The organism is Arthrobacter sp. AG1021 (assembly GCF_003633665.1).
Classification (GTDB): Bacteria; Actinomycetota; Actinomycetes; order Actinomycetales; family Micrococcaceae; genus Glutamicibacter; species Glutamicibacter soli.
Genome location: NZ_RBLB01000011.1, coordinates 249,456 through 265,026, shown reverse-complemented (window position 1 = coordinate 265,026; position 15,571 = coordinate 249,456). Strand labels below are relative to the sequence as shown.

13 protein-coding genes are annotated in these 15,571 nt (G+C 62.9%); 5 read left to right on the top strand and 8 right to left on the bottom strand.

Annotation, left to right across the window (positions count from 1 at the left end; genetic code table 11):
- Positions 1–209: 209 nt before the first annotated feature.
- From DFO58_RS16590 to DFO58_RS16575, 4 genes are all read left to right on the top strand, one after another.
- The gene (locus tag DFO58_RS16590) at positions 210–2,381 is read left to right on the top strand and encodes a heavy metal translocating P-type ATPase (protein WP_120991739.1); all 2,172 of its coding nucleotides are present in this window, start codon (positions 210–212) and stop codon (positions 2,379–2,381) included.
- Positions 2,382–2,416: 35 nt separating this feature from the next.
- Positions 2,417–3,040: a TetR/AcrR family transcriptional regulator gene (locus DFO58_RS16585; protein WP_183043241.1), complete on the top strand. Its 624-nt coding sequence runs from the start codon at positions 2,417–2,419 to the stop codon at positions 3,038–3,040.
- Positions 3,041–3,460: 420 nt separating this feature from the next.
- Entirely contained in the window at positions 3,461–4,345 is an 885-nt protein-coding gene (locus DFO58_RS16580; RefSeq protein WP_286163645.1) for a sugar phosphate isomerase/epimerase family protein, read from the top strand.
- A 30-nt stretch (positions 4,346–4,375) separates the two neighbouring features.
- Positions 4,376–5,377 (top strand): Gfo/Idh/MocA family oxidoreductase, encoded by a 1,002-nt coding sequence (locus DFO58_RS16575; protein ID WP_053799155.1) that lies wholly within the window; start codon positions 4,376–4,378, stop codon positions 5,375–5,377.
- 89 nt (positions 5,378–5,466) lie between these two features.
- Here the strand turns inward: DFO58_RS16575 and DFO58_RS16570 are convergent, their stop codons facing one another.
- Genes DFO58_RS16570 through DFO58_RS16560 form a run of 3 tightly spaced genes read right to left on the bottom strand, consistent with a single transcriptional unit; the run spans position 5,467 to position 8,635 of the window.
- The gene (locus DFO58_RS16570) at positions 5,467–6,462 is read right to left on the bottom strand and encodes a substrate-binding domain-containing protein (protein WP_120991736.1); all 996 of its coding nucleotides are present in this window, start codon (positions 6,460–6,462) and stop codon (positions 5,467–5,469) included.
- 26 nt (positions 6,463–6,488) lie between these two features.
- A complete protein-coding gene (locus DFO58_RS16565; protein ID WP_120991735.1) occupies positions 6,489–7,673 on the bottom strand; it encodes a Gfo/Idh/MocA family oxidoreductase in 1,185 nt (394 codons plus the stop codon).
- 26 nt (positions 7,674–7,699) lie between these two features.
- On the bottom strand, positions 7,700–8,635 hold the full coding sequence (locus DFO58_RS16560) for a sugar phosphate isomerase/epimerase (RefSeq protein ID WP_120991734.1): 936 nt from the start codon (positions 8,633–8,635) through the stop codon (positions 7,700–7,702).
- Between the two features lie 232 nt (positions 8,636–8,867).
- On the opposite strand from DFO58_RS16560, the gene DFO58_RS16555 reads away from it, so the two are divergent.
- A complete protein-coding gene (locus DFO58_RS16555; protein ID WP_286163644.1) occupies positions 8,868–9,869 on the top strand; it encodes a LacI family DNA-binding transcriptional regulator in 1,002 nt (333 codons plus the stop codon).
- A 74-nt stretch (positions 9,870–9,943) separates the two neighbouring features.
- On the opposite strand, the gene DFO58_RS16550 is transcribed toward DFO58_RS16555, so the two are convergent.
- The 5 genes from DFO58_RS16550 to DFO58_RS16530 all read right to left on the bottom strand — a co-directional run bounded on the left by DFO58_RS16550 (position 9,944) and on the right by DFO58_RS16530 (position 15,424).
- Positions 9,944–10,831 carry an ATP-binding cassette domain-containing protein gene (locus DFO58_RS16550; protein WP_053799151.1) on the bottom strand — a complete coding sequence of 296 codons (888 nt, stop codon included), beginning with the start codon at positions 10,829–10,831 and terminating at the stop codon, positions 9,944–9,946.
- A gap of 18 nt (positions 10,832–10,849) precedes the next feature.
- A complete protein-coding gene (locus DFO58_RS16545; protein WP_053799150.1) occupies positions 10,850–11,914 on the bottom strand; it encodes an ABC transporter permease in 1,065 nt (354 codons plus the stop codon).
- A 78-nt stretch (positions 11,915–11,992) separates the two neighbouring features.
- Positions 11,993–12,988, bottom strand: coding sequence for a substrate-binding domain-containing protein (locus tag DFO58_RS16540; protein WP_120991733.1), 996 nt, complete (start codon positions 12,986–12,988; stop codon positions 11,993–11,995).
- A 198-nt stretch (positions 12,989–13,186) separates the two neighbouring features.
- Complete coding sequence (locus DFO58_RS16535) at positions 13,187–14,209, bottom strand: LacI family DNA-binding transcriptional regulator (RefSeq protein ID WP_120991732.1); 1,023 nt, start codon at positions 14,207–14,209, stop codon at positions 13,187–13,189.
- Between the two features lie 9 nt (positions 14,210–14,218).
- The gene (locus DFO58_RS16530) at positions 14,219–15,424 is read right to left on the bottom strand and encodes a Gfo/Idh/MocA family oxidoreductase (protein ID WP_120991731.1); all 1,206 of its coding nucleotides are present in this window, start codon (positions 15,422–15,424) and stop codon (positions 14,219–14,221) included.
- Positions 15,425–15,571 lie beyond the last annotated feature (147 nt).

The window sequence follows — 15,571 nt, the reverse complement described above, 5'->3', positions numbered from 1 at the left end:
GGAGCAGCACCCTGGACTGCAGTCCCCGCGCGCCGCAGCCTCCCCTACGCCGCCCGGATTGCCGATCTCGAATCTTGGCCTCTCCGGAAAGATCGGCATACACCCTAGACTGATACCCCCGGGGGGTATATCCTCGATGCTGAATGGCGGATCCGAGCACCTCTCGGAATTTGCCGACCCATCCGAAATTACAAGCAAGGGAGGACATCATGAGTACCCAACGGCATTCAGGGCATCCCGTGGAGCACGACCAGCACCCCGGACATGAGCATCCAGCGCCCCGGAAGCACGGCGCATCCCATGGGCACGGAACACCCGCAGGCCACGGGGAGCACCAAGGCCATCAGATGCACGAAGATCACTCCGCGCATTCCGGCCACGCGGGACACGGCGGGCACGGCGGCCATGCCGCCGCCTTCCGGAACAAGTTCTGGCTGAGCCTGGTCCTCGCGCTGCCCGTGGTGTTCTTCAGCCCCATGGTTTCGCACATGCTCGGCTACCACCTGCCTGAAGTCCCGGGCGCCGCCTGGATTCCACCGGTCCTCGGCACCGTCATCTACTTCTACGGCGGCTGGCCGTTCTTGGCCGGCGGCGTTTCCGAGATCTCCTCGCGCCGGCCAGGCTTGATGCTGCTGATTTCCATGGCCATCACCGTGGCGTTCGCGGCCTCCTGGGTGACCAGCCTGGGCATCGGCGGGTTCATGCTGGACTTCTGGTGGGAGCTGGCGCTGCTGGTGGTCATCATGCTGCTGGGCCACTGGATGGAAATGCGGGCGCTCGGCCACGCCTCCGGGGCGCTGGATGCGCTGGTAGCGCTGCTGCCCGACGAGGCCGAACGCGTCACCGAGTCCGGCACGGAAACCGTCTCGCTGGGCGAGCTGGCCGCCGGCGACCTGGTGCTGGTCCGCTCCGGCGCCCGCGTTCCGGCCGACGGCACCATCGAGCAGGGTGGCGCCGAATTCGATGAATCGATGATCACCGGCGAATCCAAGACCGCCGCGCGTTCGGCCGGGGACAAGGTCGTGGCCGGCACCGTGGCTACCGACAACGCGGTGCGCATCCGGGTCGAGGCGGTGGGCGGGCAAACCGCGCTGGCCGGAATCCAGCGGCTGGTCTCCGAGGCGCAGTCCTCCTCCTCCAAGGCGCAGGCGCTGGCCGACCGTGCCGCCGCCTGGCTGTTCTGGTTCGCGCTGGGCGCGGGCGTGATCACCTTCATCACCTGGATGCTGCTCGGCGCCCCGGATGATGCCGTCATCCGCACGGTCACCGTCCTGGTCATCGCCTGCCCGCACGCCCTGGGCCTTGCCATTCCGCTGGTCATCGCGATTTCCACCGAGCGCGCGGCCCGGTCCGGCGTGCTGATCAAGAACCGCATGGCGCTTGAACGCATGCGCACCGTCGACGTGGTGCTATTCGACAAGACCGGCACCCTCACCCAGGGCGCCCACGCGGTGACCGGCATCGCGGCCGTCGCGGGCATGCCCCGCACCCGGCTGCTGGCGCTGGCCGCAGCGGCTGAATCCGACAGCGAGCACCCAGTGGCCCGCGCCATCGTCCGCGCAGCGAACGAGGATCCCGAGGCGAAGTCCTTGGGCCTGGCCGGACGCGATTTCAGCTCGGCCACGGGCCGCGGCGTGCGCGCAGAGGTCGACGGCTCGCTGATCGAGGTGGGCGGCCCGAACCTGCTGCACGAGAAACAGCTGCAGCCTCCGGCCGAGCTGGCCGGGCAGACCGGGCAGTTCATGCAGCGCGGAGCGGGCATCCTGCACGTGCTGCGCGACGGGGAAATCATCGGTGCGCTGGCGCTGGAGGACCAGATGCGCCCCGAATCCCGGGCCGCCATCCGGGAACTGCACGCCCGCGGCGTGAAGGTGGCGATGATTACCGGCGATGCCCGCCAGGTGGCCGAGGCGGTCGCCGCCGACCTGGGCATCGACGAGGTCTTCGCCGATGTGCTGCCGCAGGACAAGGACTCCAAGGTCCGCGCCCTGCAGGAGCGCGGGCACAAGGTGGCCATGGTGGGCGACGGCGTCAACGACGCCCCGGCGCTGGCTCGAGCGGAGGTCGGCATCGCCGTCGGCGCCGGCACCGACGTGGCCATGGAATCTGCCGGCGTGGTGCTGGCGGGCAGCGATCCGCGTGCGGTGCTCTCCATGATCGACCTGTCCCGCGCCAGCTACCGCAAGATGCTGCAGAATCTGGCCTGGGCCACCGGCTACAACGTGCTCTCCCTGCCGCTGGCCGCGGGCGTGCTGGCGCCGGTCGGCTTCGTGCTCTCCCCGGCGGTCGGCGCGGTGCTGATGTCGCTGTCGACCATCGTCGTCGCGCTGAACGCGCAGCTGCTGCGGCGGGTGGAGCTCGACCCGCGGCAGCTGGCTTGAACCACGGCGCACTGACTCTGGATAGACTGGTGCGGGTGAGCGACGACCAAGAATCCAGCACTGGCGCACCGGCCCCCGCCAAGCGCGGCCGCCCCCGGCAGGCGGGGAAAAACGAGCAGATCCTGGGCGCAGCGCAGCAGCTGCTGGCCGAATGCGGATTCGCGGCATTCACCATGGACGCAGTGGCCACCCGCGTCGGGGCCTCCAAGGCCACGATCTACCGCCGCTGGGCCTCCCGCACGCAGCTGCTGGCCGAGGCCATCAGCACCCTTGAGTGGTCCGCAAAGGCACCGGACACCGGGAGCCTGCGCGCCGACCTGATTGCGCTGGCCGACGTATGGTTCGCCGAAGACCCACAGCGCGATGCGATCTTCGTGAACCTGCTCGGGGCGCTGCCGCAGGACGATACGCTGCACGAGCTCTACATCTCCAAGCTCGCCGGACCGCGGGCCGAATTGGTGAAGCAGGTCCTCGACCAGGCGGCGGCCCGCGGCGAGCTGGCCACGACGGCCGCCGTGGAGAGAACCCGCGGCATCATCCCGGGACTGGTCTTCCACCGTTTGGCGGTCGAACGGCTGCCGGTGGACCGCGCCTACATCACCTCGCTCATCGACCACGTGATCCTCCCCGTGCTGCAGCGCTGCGCCATCGAAGCCTAGGAATCCGACGTTCAAGGCGTTGGACCGGTCCACGAGCCGTGGATGCCAAAGATCTTCCTGACCGGAATACTGCTGCGTGCCATCGCCTGCCCCGCCCAAGCTACTCTGCGAAACCCCGTTGCCAACGACCCGCTGACAACCGTTCAAGCCGCGCGCCGAGACCCACGCTCCAGTTCATTTCGAGGCCTCGGCGCGTTTTCATTCCCGCGGGGCAATTTGCCTGCGGGACCCAGCACGATACCGATCCGGCAATATGGCGGCTAGGACTCCAAGAGACTTTCTTGCAGCACATCCACGGTTCCCAGCTATGGATTTACCTGGCGGGATGACCTAGAGTTTTTGTGTGTCAAAATGTCAGGACATATTCACATAGTTCGCTCACTTGCCTCAATCCAAGCAGCGCCCCTGAAGGGAAAACCCGTGCCCAAACTCTCCATGAATGTCACCACCACGTTTTACGGCAACGTCGCTACCGACATCGCCACGGCGAAGGCGGCCGGCTTCGGCGGCATCGAATTGCAGAGCCCCAAACTTTACCGCTATCTAAATGCCGGGTATTCGGTGCAGGAACTGCCGCCGCTCCTGGAAGGGCTGGAAGTCACCGGAATCGGCGCGGTTCTGGACATGGAACGTCAGGGCAGTGCCCGCGATGAATTTCTGACCGAGGTCGAACGCATGGCGAAGATCGCCACGGTGGTCGGTGCACCCATCCTCCAGCTCTGCACCGGCCCCGTCGACTGGAACGTAGTCAAGGACTTCAAGGCCGGAACCCTGGCCGCAGCCGACCCCCGCTACCGCGGAACCCTGGGCCTGCCTGAATCTGCGGCCATCGACGTCGCCGCGCGGAATGTCAGCGATGCCGCAAGAATCGCGGAGGCCCATGGCCTTGACCTCTACTTGGAGCCGCTGGCGTGGTCGAACATCAACCGTTGCGCCCAGGCGCTGGAAATCATCGAGCGGTCGGGACGCGAGAATGTCGGCATCGCGCTGGACACCTGGCACTTCTGGACGGTTGGCGACACCCTGGACGAGGTCGCCGCACTGCCCAAGGAACTCATCAAGGCCGTGCACATCTCCGACGGGCTGGATCTCGACCGCGAAAACGAAGTGCCCACCCAGGATGTCCATCGCAATGTGGTGATCGGCGGCGGCGCCATTCCGTTGCAGGAGTGGGTTGATGCCGTGAAGTCCACCGGATACGACGGCTGGTGGGTCTCCGAGATGTTCTCCGACAAGGCCAATGAACACGATTTCCTGAAGGTTGCGAGCACCATGCGCAACCTGCTGGACATCATGGTTTCCTAATCCGCACTCGAATCCCCAAGGAACTTCACCATGCAACGCTTTGCACTGATCGGCGCCGGATTCATCGGTTCCGTCCATGCGCGGAACCTCGCCGCCAACCCCGACGTCGATTTCAGCTTGGTCTACGACGTGGATGGGGAACGGTCCACATCGCTCGCCCGCGCCCACGGAGCCCGGGCCGCCAGAGACCTGGATGAGGTCTTCGACCCCGCCCGCATCGATGCGGTGTTCATCGCATCCTCGACCAACACGCACGCCGCCAATCTGCGCCGGGCAGCCGATGCCGGGATCGCGGCCCTGGTGGAGAAGCCCATCGACATGGACTTGGCGCAGGCCAGGGAAACCGTCGCCTACGTCGAACGCGCAGGCATCCGCGCCATGGTCAACTTCAACCGCCGTTTCGACCGGGACCACGCAGAACTCAAGCGCCTGGTTGACTCCGGAGACCTGGGCCCGCTTTCCCTGCTTCAGCTCACTTCCCGCGGGCCAGCCCTTCCGCCCTTGGACTACCTGAAAGTGTCGGGAGGACAGATGCGGGATCAGACAGTGCACTTCTTCGATCTGGCCAGGTGGATCCACGGGACTGACCCGAAGGAAGTTTTCGCGGCCGGTTCCGCCCTCACCGATGCCCGCGTGGCGGAACTCGGAGATGTAGATACCTCCGCCGCGACACTTCTCTTCGATTCCGGGGCCCTGGCCCAGATCGACAGTGTCCGGCACACCGGGTACGGCTATGACGAGCGGATCGAAGCCCTGGGTTCCGACGGCATGGCCGAGTCCGGCCGGATGCGTTCGGGCAATGTCACCCTGTTCCGCGGTCCGCAGTCCCGTTCTGACGGCCTGCACGGCAACTGGTTCGAGCGGGTGGCGCCCACCTACGCCGCGGCTCTACAGGGTTTCACCGATGCCCTAGAGCGTGGCGAGGACGTTCCGGTGACACTTCGCGACGGCCTGAAGGCGCAAGCCATCGCCGAGGCGGCCACCCGCTCGCTGAGCAGTGGGCGCAGCGAACGGATCAATTACGAGTTCTGACGCATGGGTTGCGACAAGGGACCCTAACGGGAAGAACGGCCGCGGCCATCTCCCGGTCGGGTCCCTGCCCCCGCCGCTTGGGCAGGATGCTACCTGATCCCCTCCTGTGCGAACTTCAAAACGTCCGCACCGTTAGTCGAATCGACAATCGCCGGACCGGTCAGGATATTCTTCCCACCGCTGATTTCAAACCCGCCGCGGTGGTTCTGCCATAGGGAATCAACCGCTAAGTACCCTTGCAGCCACGGCTGTTGATCCACGGTGAACAGGATCTTTTGATCCACGATCCCCTGGGCGAGCTCGGCGTTCAAGTCGAAGGATGCGATCACCGCCTCGCTGCCGACCTCCGCTTTCGATGCGGCGGCAGTCAGCGCTATGGGCGCATCCAGCGCGACCAAAGAATCCACTTCCCGGGCGGTCTGCAGTTTCGCCGTGATCGTCGAGGCAACCTGGGTCATGTCGGTGCCCTGGACGTAGAGGTTCTCCGTCTCCGGAATCACATCCTTGACGCCTTCACAGCGGGCTTCCAAGCCCACGTTGCCCTGTTCGTGGATCACGCAGATCGGAGATGTCTTGCCGTCCTGCTTGAGCCGTTCTCCCACCGCCTCGCCAGCCAGTTTTTCGTCGCTCCCGAAATGGGCAAAAGCGCCCATGGCCGCCGACACGTCGCCACCTGAGTTGATGGACACCAGCGGAATACCAGCTTCGTCGGCCTTGGCCAAGACGTCTTCCAACGCGCCAGGCTTCGCCAAGGTGACGATGATGCCGTCAACACCCTGCACCACATACTGCTCGACAAGTTGCGCCTGCCGCCCGGCTTCGGGATCCGAACTGTAGATCAGCTCAACATTGTCCTTCGCTGCGGCCTCCTCGGCACCCCGCCGAATGGTGTCCCAGAATGTGTTTCCAGGAGCGCCATGGGTGATCATGGCAACCTTGATCGGATCGGTGGAGGCAACCTGTCCCGCGGGCGAGTTGTCTTCCACCACCTGCCGGCCACCCTGCGACGAGCATCCGGCCAGGATCAGCGCTCCGGCGAGCGCCAGCCCTGCAAAACGCGAACTCTTCGATTCAATCCAACGCATGTTGTCCTCCCTCGATCCGATGCTGGCTAGCTGTGGGCCACGAGGCCCTTGACGGTTACGGGTTCCTTGCGCTGGTGCGACTCGTAGGCGGCACCGACAACGTTCATCATGCGTTCGGCGGTGCTGAAATCGGTACTCATCGGCTGTCCATCGCGCACGCACCGCACGAATTCCTGGATCTCCGCCACAAACGCCTCGGCGTATCCGGTGCCCACTCCGGCCCCGGGCATGGCCGCCACGTCATTGAAGTACGGGTGGCTCGGGCCCGTGTAGACGGTGCGCGGCCCGTTGTATACGCCGTCGGAGCTAGCTGCGAAGATCTGGAATTCGCCGCCGCGAATGGAGTCGAAGGTGATGCTACCTGCATCGCCGAACAGCTCCACGCCAAGGGAGTTCGGGACGCCGTGCGCGATGCGGCTGAGCTGGACTTGCCCTACGGCGCCGTTCTCCAGGCCCAGCGTCAGCAGGGCCACATCGTCGTTGGTGACCTCGCCCAGCTGTCCGGTGACTGCCCCGCCATGGCCCACTGCGCCGGCGGCGGCAAGCGGGCGCTGCTTGATGACCGTGTTCAGCGTTGCGTTGTGCACAGCTTCAATACGTCCGGCCACGAATTCGACCGCATCCAGGGCATGGGCTCCGATGTCCAGCAGCGCGCCGCCACCGGATTCTTCCTGGGAATAGCGCCAGGTCAGTGCGCCATCTGGATTCGCAGCGTAGTCGGCGTTGTACCAGGCGCGCACCGTGTGAACGGTACCGATCAGCCCCTCGCTCACTGCGGCGGCCACGGCAGCCAACCCGGGGAGGCGGCGGAAGGAGAAACCGACGCCGGTCACTGCTTCGCTGGCCTGCGCAAGCCGTGCCAGATCGGCGGCTTCTTGCGGAGTGCGGCCAATGGGCTTCTCGGCGAACAGGTGTTTTCCGCTGGCCAGCACCTTCGGCAGCACCTGCGCGTGCAAGAAGTTGGGCAGGGCAACGCTGATGATGTCGACATCCGAATTGATCAGCGCATCGACGTCCGCCGTGGCCTGCTGGAAGCCGAAGCGGCGTGCCACGGATTCGGCGAGTTCCAGATTAGGGTCCGCAATGCAGGCCAGTTCGAGGTCCACGGGCTCGCTGCCGCGCACCATCATGGCGTTGCGGAACCCGAAGGCGTGGGCCTGGCCGGCCATGCCGGCGCCGATGATTCCGATGCGTAGTTTCTTGTTGCTCATTGGTCTGCTCCTTGAAGTCTGGTTGTCTAGTGTGCGGCGACGCGGATTCGCGAGGTGCACGAAGAAATGTGGTTAAAAGTGCGCTGTGCGATGGGCAGTGGCTGGTCCATGCTCTTGAGCGGGTACATGTCCTGCTCGACGATCGCGAAGATCTCCCGATCCAAGTTCGCCGCCGCCTCAAGAACCGGTCCGAAGTCGGGAACGCCGAAAGGCGGCTCTACCATGATTCCCATCTGCACCGCAGTGGCGAAGTCGATGTCATCCTTGAGGATCTGGGCAATCAGCTCCGGGTTGACCTGCTTCAAGTGCAGGTAACCGATGCGGTCGGGGCGCTGCGTGATGAGCTTGACGTTGTCGCCTAGGTAGTAGGCGAAGTGCCCCGTATCGAGACAGAGATTCAAGTATCGGGGATCGGTATTGTCCAGCAGCCGATCGATGTCTTGTCTGGTCCCGATGGGGCTGTCCGCGTGGGAATGGAACTGCTGGCGCACTCCGTACTCTTCCCACAACCGGCGTCCCAGCTCGTCATGCCCCGCGCAGAAGTTCTCCCATTGTTCGGCCGAATAGCCACGGCGCCCTTTGACGGCACCGAATTCCTCACGCACCCAGAGTTCGGGAATGACTATCAGGTGCCCAGCGCCGAGCCGGGTGATCAGTTCCGCAACTTGGCTGACTTCTTGCCAGGCCCGGCTAAGTTCCGCACCGCCCAGATGCAGCGAGGTGAAACTCGTTCCACCGGTCAGGGTCAGCCCGTGCTGTTCCAGCTGATCCGACAGCTGGCTGGCATCAGTGCCCAAATAGCCGTAGGGGCCCAGTTCAGTGTAGGAGTATCCGGCGGCGGCGGCTTCTCGCAAGTACTGGCCGGGAAGCGGCTGCAGCGGATCTTCGGCGTTCCATACACCCCATGAGTCCGGGGCGATTCCCACCTTGATTCCTGGGGCAGGGGCCTTTTCAAGAGACATGTATCCTCCGTCGTTGTTGTGTTGTTGGAGTTAATACTAGAGCGCTCTAGATTGCCGGTCAATAGGTTTGTCAGAACATATTCGCCGACATTGTTTCGCCAAGTCAGAATGGCTATTAAGATTCGTTTCGAGACGCTCAGCAGCCCCGGAGGTGCCACACTTCCCATAAGCTAGGTGCTGTGGGGGCCGACCGGCCGCCTACCGAAGAAAATTTTCAGGAAAGGGATCTGCCGTGAAGTCGGTGACCATGGAAGACGTCGCACGTGCGGCCGGAGTCTCTCGTGCGCTGGTGTCCCTGGCCTACCGAAATGCTCCCGGAGTCAACGCGAAGACCCGGGAACGCATATTCCAGGCCGGCCGCGACCTGAACTACCAGCCGAACCGCATCGCAGCTTCCCTAGCCAGCAAATCCCAGAATTCCATCGGGGTTTTCCTCTCGGATCTGCACAACGACCTGTTTGCAGACATCTTCGACGGACTGCGCGAGGGGTTCGGCGAAAGTGCCAAGCAGCTGATCCTCGCCATCGGCAGCATCGACGGCCAGCGCGACACTGCAGCCCTCGACACGCTGGTGCAATCGCGCGTAGATCTGGTCGTTGCGGCCGGACTACTGCTTCCGGACGCCGCGCTGTCAGGTTACGCCGCTGTAACCCCCATGGTCAGCACGGCCAGAATCGCTCCGGGCACGGATAACGTCTACGCCAATAACTTGACCGGCGCCGCTTTGGCGACCAACCACCTCATCGAGTTGGGGCACCGCCGAATCGCATTCCTGGCCAACCCGCAGTCGGACGGCTACCGCGAACGCGGCACCGGCTATCGCACGGCCATGCAAACGTCAGGCCTTGAACCCTGGATCATCGCTTCGTCCTACGCACGCACGCAGGCCGCCGTCGACATCGGGGAAGCCCTGCGTTCATCGCAACGACCTACTGCCGTTTTCGCGCACAACGACCAGAGCGCCTTGGGCGTGCTGGACGCCGCCGCCCATTACGGGATACATGTTCCTTCGGAGCTTTCGGTGGTCGGCTACGACAATTCATCTTCCAGCTTGGTACCCGGGATGGCGTTGAGCACCGTGGACATCCATGCCCGCGAGCTCGGGCTGCGTTCCGCGCAGGCGGCCTTGGCTCGATTGGAAGATCCGTCGGCACCATTGCAGTCCATCTCGATCGAACCCTCGCTGCTGGTTCGCGGCACCAGTGCCCGCAGCGAAGATGCCCGCAATACCTGACCCGCACGGCAAAATCCCCGGAGCACGGGATGAATTTCCCGTGCTCCGGGGATGAAGTCCTCAGATAATCGGAGCTACGACGACGTTCCGGCGGCAGCGCCGGCTTCAGCTTCAGCCAGCTCTTCCTTGTGGCCGCCGATTTGCTCCAGCTCGTGAGCCAGCTCGGCCAGCTCGGCGCCGCCGGCCATCTGGGCGGTGAGCTCCTCAACGGTGATATCCGCTTTGGAGTAGTAGCCGATGGAGCGTCCACGTTTGAGCAGGAGGAATGAATCCCCCACTGGATAGGCATGATGCGGATTGTGCGTAATGAAGATGACCCCCAGCCCGCGGTCGCGCGCCTGCAGGATATACCGCAGCACGACACCAGACTGCTTCACACCCAATGCCGCCGTGGGCTCATCCAGAATCAGCACCTTGGCGCCGAAATACACCGCACGGGCAATGGCTACGCACTGCCTCTCGCCGCCAGATAGCTGGCCGATGGGCTGCTCCACGTCGCGCAAGTCGATACCCATGTCGAGCAATTCCTTCTTGGCGATCTCCTTCATTTTCTTCACGTCCAGCTTCTTGAACGGACCAACACCCGTGGTCAGCTCAGAGCCCAGGAAAAAGTTGCGCCAGATGGGCATCAGCGGGACGACGGCCAAGTCCTGGTAAACCGCGGCGATGCCGGCGTCCAGAGCCACGCGGGGGCTCTTCAACTTGATGTTCGAGCCGTGCAGCGTAAATTCGCCTTCGTCATGCTGATGCAGGCCAGCGATGATTTTGATCAGCGTGGACTTGCCCGCACCGTTGTCACCCAGCACGCAGGTGACTTTCCCCGGGTCGACCTGCATATCCACGCCCCGCAGGGCGATGATGCTTCCGTAGTGCTTGCCCACGTTTTTCAAGGTCAGAAGATTGTCGCTGGTCTTTGGTTCCAGCTTCTCAAGCAGCTGCTCGTTGGTGAGTCGAGATTTCATAGTCCTTTTTCCTTTTCGCTACTTGCTGGATTCCGCGCGCTTCTTCACCACGATGTTCACTACCGTGGCCAGCAGGAGCATCAGGCCCAGGAAGAACTTGAACCAGTCCGGGTTCCATTCGGCGTAGACAATGCCCTTGTTGGCCATGCCGAAGATGAAGGCGCCGATGGCGCCGCCGATGGCTGAGCCGTAGCCGCCGGTCAGCAGGCAGCCGCCGATCACCGCGGCGATAATGTAGAGGAATTCGTTGCCGATGCCTTCGCCGGATTGGACAGTGTCGAAGGCGAACAGGTTGTGCATGCCCAGGACCCAGCCGCAGAAGCCGACTGCCATGAACAGTCCGATCTTGGTGCGTACTACAGGCACACCGACCGCGCGGGCGGCCTTTTCATCGCCGCCGATGGCGAAAATCCAGTTGCCCACCTTCGTGCGAAGCAGGATCCAGGAGGCGATGACGACCATGATCAGCCAGATGAAAACGGTGACCTTCACGTCGATTCCCGCAATATTCACGGATGAGGCGAAAACTGCCTTCGCGCTTTGGAAACCATCCATGTTGGCGATCGATGGCGATGAGACCGAGCCGCCGATTGCGCGAGTCAGGCCCAAATTCAAGCCAGTCAGCATGAGGAAGCTGGCGAGCGTCACGATGAACGAAGGAAGCTTGGTCTTGATCAGAATGATTCCGTTGATGAAGCCGATCAACAATGAGACGACCAGGGCCAACACCACTCCGACCCAAACGTTCAAACCGAAGTACCAGGAAAGCAGCGAGGCGCTCAAGGCGGAGGAAATCACTGCGACACCGGTGGACAGGTCGAACTCTCCGCCGATCATCAGCAGGGAGACGCCCACAGCCATGATGCCGATGGTCGAAGCGCCGTACAGGACGGTTGCCATGGAGGCCGGTGCCAGAAAGACAGGTGCGACGATGGCGAAAAAGATGAAAAGTGCGACGGCACCGACAAGGGCGCCGATTTCCGGACGACCCAGCAGGACTGACAGCGCGCTTTTCTTGGCGACGCGTTCATCTCCTGGTTGTGCCGAGGTTTTACGAGAGGTGGAAGCTGTTGTGAGTGTCATGGTGTTTTCTCCTGGTCCGGTGTTCCTGCGCCGCTAACTCGATGCCGGATTTGGCGGCGCAGGATCGAGTGGACGTGCTTAGCGGATGCCTTCCTGGGCAAAGGTGGAAATACGGTCCGCGACTTCCTTGTCGACAATGGTTGGGCCGGTCAAGGTGGCTTGGCCGCCGCCGATGGTGAATCCTCCCCGGTGGTTCTGCCACAGCGAGTCGACGGCCATGTAGCCTTGCAGCCATGGCTGCTGGTCTACGGTGAACAGCACATTGCCTTCCTGGATTTCGGTGACCAGCTGCGGGTTCATGTCAAAGGAGACCACGTTGACGTCCGAATTGGCGGTGGTCTTTGCCTTGAGCAGTGTCATAGTGATCGGCGCTCCCAGACCGATGATGGCGTCGGCTTCGGCATCAGCCTGCAGCTTGGCCGTGGAGGTCGATTCCACTTGGGTCATGTCGGTTCCCTGGACGTAAAGTACCTCCGTAGCCGGAACGACCTTCTTGACGCCGGCGCAGCGGGCTTCAAGACCAACGTGCCCCTGGTCCTGGATCACGCAGATCGGCTTCTTGATGCCTTCTGACTTCAACTTTTCGCCGGCGGCTTCCCCAGCAAGCTGTTCGTCAGAACCGAAGTGGGCAAAGGCGCCAAGGTCCTTGAAACGGTCTTCGCCCGCATTAAGGCTGACGATCGGAATGCCTGCGTCGGTAGCCTTCTTCAAAGCGCCGGCCATCGCGTCCGGCTTGGCCAGAGTGACGGCAATGCCATCGACACCTTGGTCCACTGCCTGCTCGATGAGCTGCGACTGGCGTCCGCCGTCGGGGTCGCCAAGATACTGCAGTTCGACATTGTCCTTCGCCGCAGCTTCTTCTGCACCCTTGCGGATGATGTCCCAGAAGGTGTCCCCTGGAGGAGCGTGGGTGATCACGGCAATCTTTATGCGATCAGTAGAAGCAACCTGCCCGCCACCTTCCGCCCCGCTAGCTACCGGCTCGCGACCACCCTGGCCCGAGCAAGCGGCCAGTCCGAGGGTCGGAACAATCGCGAGCGCAAGCGCCGCTTTCCGCCAAGTTGTCATTCCCATAGTCCTGTTCCCTTCAGGTAACCGTCGGCAGGTTCCGTCATCCCCTGGATCATGCCGCCTACTCAAAAATGCTCGTGATGTGAATCACAGGTCCCCTAAAGTCTGCGCCAAGAATGTCGATCCGTCAATACTTTGTAAAGACATAAGGATGTTCTTACGAGAAATTCGCTTAATTTGGGCAACACCGAGCTCGCCCGGTCACGGCGCAGGACGCCTCCGACGGGACGATTCACGCACAACCAACTCAGGCGAAACCAGGATCCGTCGAGAAAACTGGCCATCGGGCGCACGGAGCATACGCAGCAGCAAGCGTGCGCCGCATCTGCCCAATTCATCGGTGTCAGGGTCCACGCTCGTCAGAGAAATCCGAGACATGCCCGACAGCGCGATGTTGTCGTACCCGGTGACCGCGACCTGTTGCGCAGCTTCATCCAAGGCCTGCAACGCTCCGAGCGCCACAAGATCGTTGAAGCAGATCAGCGCTTCCGGGACCGGCCCCACCAACAGCATGTCCGCCACGGCCTTCCGGCCGGCTTCCAATGTTGGCCCTGCCTCAAGCACTCGCGCATGCCCCTGCAGCCCATGCTGTCCCATTGCACGATGGTAGGCCGATTCCCTGTTGCCGGACACCGAACCGGAACCGCCGGATACATGAGCAATGCGGGAAAACCCGGCGGCCACCAGATGCTCCACAACCCGCGCAATACCCTGCGCGTCGTCCACTTCGACGACGCCTATAGAACCCTGGGTAGCCCGGCCGCTGCCGATGAACACCGCCTGCGCGCCATCCAGGACAACCTCGAATCCAGAACTCTCGTCAACGGTTCCCACCACCAGGAAGCCACTCACCCGCAAGTCGCGCAATGCCTGAAAAGACGATGCTTCCACACCCCTTCCTTCGTGGGCCGGGGCGGCGCTGAACAAGACATCGAATCCCGTTTCCTGCAGCTCGTCCCGGACGACTTCGGCGACTTCAAGAACCCATGGGTTGTGAAGCTCGCCAAGCACGACTCCGATCACCCGAGGGTTCTCCGAGGCCAGCGAGCGAGCAGCGAGATTTGGCTGGTAACCCAGAGCCCGAATGGATGCTTCAACTTTTTCGCGGCGCTGAGGACTCACACGATCCGGATTCGACAGCACCAGCGAAACCAGCGACTTGGAGACACCCGCATGACTGGCGACGTCGCGGATGGTGGGTCGACGGCGCAACGACTCAGCCATGGCGCCGCCCTACCGGGCGCACGTGGCGCCGACTTGCTGTTCCACCGAATGCCAGGACCTAGTCTGCGCTGACTGCTCGGCGGCCTCCACCACGGCGGCCGCGGCTACCGCGTCATGAATATTGGAATTCAGCTCCGCCCCGCCGGCCACGGCCGCGAGAAATTTCTTGGCCTCGATGATCTTGAGATCATCAAACCCCATGGCATTGCCGGGACCAGGCTGAAAACGCGCATAGTCGCCGTATTTTGGCGAGGCAACGGTGGTGGTATATCCCTGCTCTTCGTTGGCACGCCCGAGCACCACCTGGAGCTCGTTCATGCGCTCGAAATCCCACTTCACCGACCCCTCGGTACCGTAGATTTCCAGCCGGTACCCACACTCGGGGCCCACCGCGACACGCGACGCTTCAATGGTGCCCACCGTCTTGAGCGCCCGGTCCGGCCCGGCGAACTGGACCAGCGCGGCTGCGTAGTCTTCGTTCTCAACCGCACCCAGCTCGCCTCCCTCGATCACGTCGAAATGCGTGCCGCGCCCCATCGATAGCTTCGGGCGGGCTTCAAACATGATGCTGGTCGCCGCGGTGACCTCGCTGATCGCCCCAACCGTGTACTGGCAGAGGTCTACCGCGTGACTGAAGAGGTCAGCCAGCACCCCGCTGCCAGCGAGCTTCCGTTCGAACCGCCACGACAATGCGCCGTTCGGCTCCGCCGCATAACCCGCCAAGAAGCTTGCCCGAACGTTGGTGATTTCGCCCAACCGCCCATCGACCACCAGCTGGCGCACGTGCTCGATGGCAGGGGCATGCCGGTAGTTGAACCCGATGGAGGTTTCCACTCCGTTCCGCTCGACAGCCGCTTGGATCGCGGCGGTCTCAGCAAGGCTTCGACCGGCCGGCTTTTCGATCCAGAAGTGCTTGCCTGCTTCGGCCGCCGCCACAGCCATCTCGGCATGGAGGAAGTTCGGCGCACAAATGGACACGACATCAACTTCAGGGTCGTTGAGCACCTCGCGGTAGTCCTTGGTTCCCCGCTCGAACCCCAGGACTGAGATCGCGAAGTTCACCCGGGACTGCTCGGCATCCGCGGCAATCACCAGTCGCGGAATGATGCCCAGTTCCGGATAAACGTATGGAACCGAGGTATAGGCGCGGGCGTGGAGTTTCCCCATCCACCCCACCGAAATCAGACCGACACCAATGCTTTTCTGCTCTGTCATTTTCACTCCTGCTGCTCTGCCGGGCTTCCCGGGGCGCATCGCCTAGATGCATCCTTCGACCAAAATTGGACCGTTCCACACAGACCTTATGAGCGCTTTGTCGAGTTAATCAATAAAAATCCCAAAGTTTTTTGTCAGGACAATTGG